Source organism: Nostoc sp. (genome assembly GCF_035638895.1).
Lineage (GTDB): Bacteria > Cyanobacteriota > Cyanobacteriia > Cyanobacteriales > Nostocaceae > Nostoc.
Window position 1 is genome coordinate 1 of sequence record NZ_DASQZC010000098.1, and the last position, 1,814, is coordinate 1,814.

At 43.3% G+C, this 1,814-nt stretch carries 1 protein-coding gene; it reads right to left on the bottom strand.

What is annotated here, in order from left to right:
• Nucleotides 1-20: 20 nt before the first annotated feature.
• Nucleotides 21-1,601 carry an IS1182 family transposase gene (locus VE944_RS04225; protein ID WP_324972740.1) on the bottom strand — a complete coding sequence of 527 codons (1,581 nt, stop codon included), beginning with the start codon at nt 1,599-1,601 and terminating at the stop codon, nt 21-23.
• Nucleotides 1,602-1,814: the final 213 nt, after the last annotated feature.

Genomic DNA, 1,814 nt, shown 5'->3' on the forward strand with positions numbered 1-1,814 from the left:
CTAGAACACCGATTCAGTAATCAGGATGAAGTAGGAGACTGCTCAGTAGCGCGGGTAAAAATTTTGGCAAGGACATGAAGATTGTGAACAACGGCGGTACGGCGAAGATCAAAGAGATTTTTGCGAGAACCAACGTAACGAGCTTTATCTGTTTGCCAGCGACCAATATGAGATAAAGAATGCTCAACAGCAACGCGTTCTCGAAGTTTTGCACGACCAGTAGGGGTTAATTGACGTTGTTGTAGTTCCCGAAATAACGGCTCATCAGGATGAATCGCAACACTGCGTCCAGTTTTAGAAGTAGTACAAGCTTCCCTTAACGGACAAGTTGCACAAATATTTTTGGGGAACTGAACTTTGCCACCAACGTAAAAAGGTAAAGTGACCCCATTCGGGCAGGAAATAGTGTGATTGTCCCAATCAAGGATAAAAGCAGTTTTGGTAAACCTCTTGCCGTTTTTGACCTGCCAAGCTTTACAGTAAATAGTTAGTTCTTCATCTCGGTTTTGAACTAAGGAACTACTGAGGTAGGCACGGTCAATGTGTAACTCAACCAACTTGACTTTCTGAGATTCCAAATCGATAGCAATTGCATCACCAACAGATGCTTCAGGGATATTAGCTCTTGTGACTCCAACGGCTCGAACCAGTCCATTGTCTAAATCTCGTAAAATATGACGTTTGTAACCATCAAATCGCTGGCTTTTACTTTTACGCCCGTGCCTCATTTCATCATCTTCTATAGAAATGCGTCGTTCTTTGGCAACCCCAGAGAGTAGTTTTATTTCACCATGAGCATCTATTTCCACATCTTGGGCTTCAATCAACCTTGCAGTTGACAAGGCTGAACGAACTTGAGGGTGTTCGCTACTTTCTGGTTGTGTTTGCACAAAATTTTCACATCGCTCTAAAGCGTCCAGAACAATCCCCAAAGCTAAATTTTTCTGGTCTGGGTCATCCCAGTTCAAATCTAAAGCCGCTTTCAAGCTGGAACTGGCTACTATATCCACGCCAATATCACAAGCAACTTCCGCCAACTCCCTCCCCTGCTGACGAGCTATCACGCCAATCGCTTTTTTCAGCGCGTGACCCAACAAGTTATATGTGTCTTCAACTTTTGATGCTCCCCACAAAGGGCTAGAATCCAGTGCTGCTCGTAACTGTCTTGAACCAAAACCCTTGGTTTGCTCGGCTAATTCTACGGTTCTTTCAATCAGCCTACGGTCAAGTCCTTGGATAATCAGCGCACTGCGAAATCTCACCAAAGTAGCCTGCGAAAAAGGTGCCTTTTCGCAATCTATGCAATCGAGTACCAGTTGCCAACGTCTGTCCATAACTAATGCTTCAATTGCTTCTGCATCCGAAGCTCCTGTATATGCTTGCAAGATGGTTGCTAAGGCCAACTGTGCTGGTGGTACTGGTGGATGCCCTTTGGGAGAATCTGCATACAGCTTGCTCAGTTCTTGTTGAAATTCCTCATCAAATAATTGATGGCGATATTGCCGTAAGAACGTAAACAGTTTTGCTCGTTTAATCCGCTTGACGATACTTTGCTCTAATGCCGATAGTTCTATCGGCGGCTGCCATATCTGGGGTCGCATACGTAAATTTGCTGTTGGTCATGCACATTTATTACCTGACTTTACATCAATTTTGGTTATGTCTTTCCTTGAGACTTTATTAAATATCTCTCAAATCTTGCTTGTCACTGTAAGCCTTAGCTGGTAGGCATTTACTCTATTTTATTCTTCACTATTTACTTGACTTTCGGCTGATTTTTCTTTTGTTTACCGATTACTGAATCGGTGTTCTAG

Excerpts from the sequence above, each read along its gene's own strand:
- VE944_RS04225 (WP_324972740.1), bottom strand. The coding sequence starts at position 1,601 with ATGCGACCCCAGATATGGCAGCCGCCGATAGAACTATCGGCATTAGAG.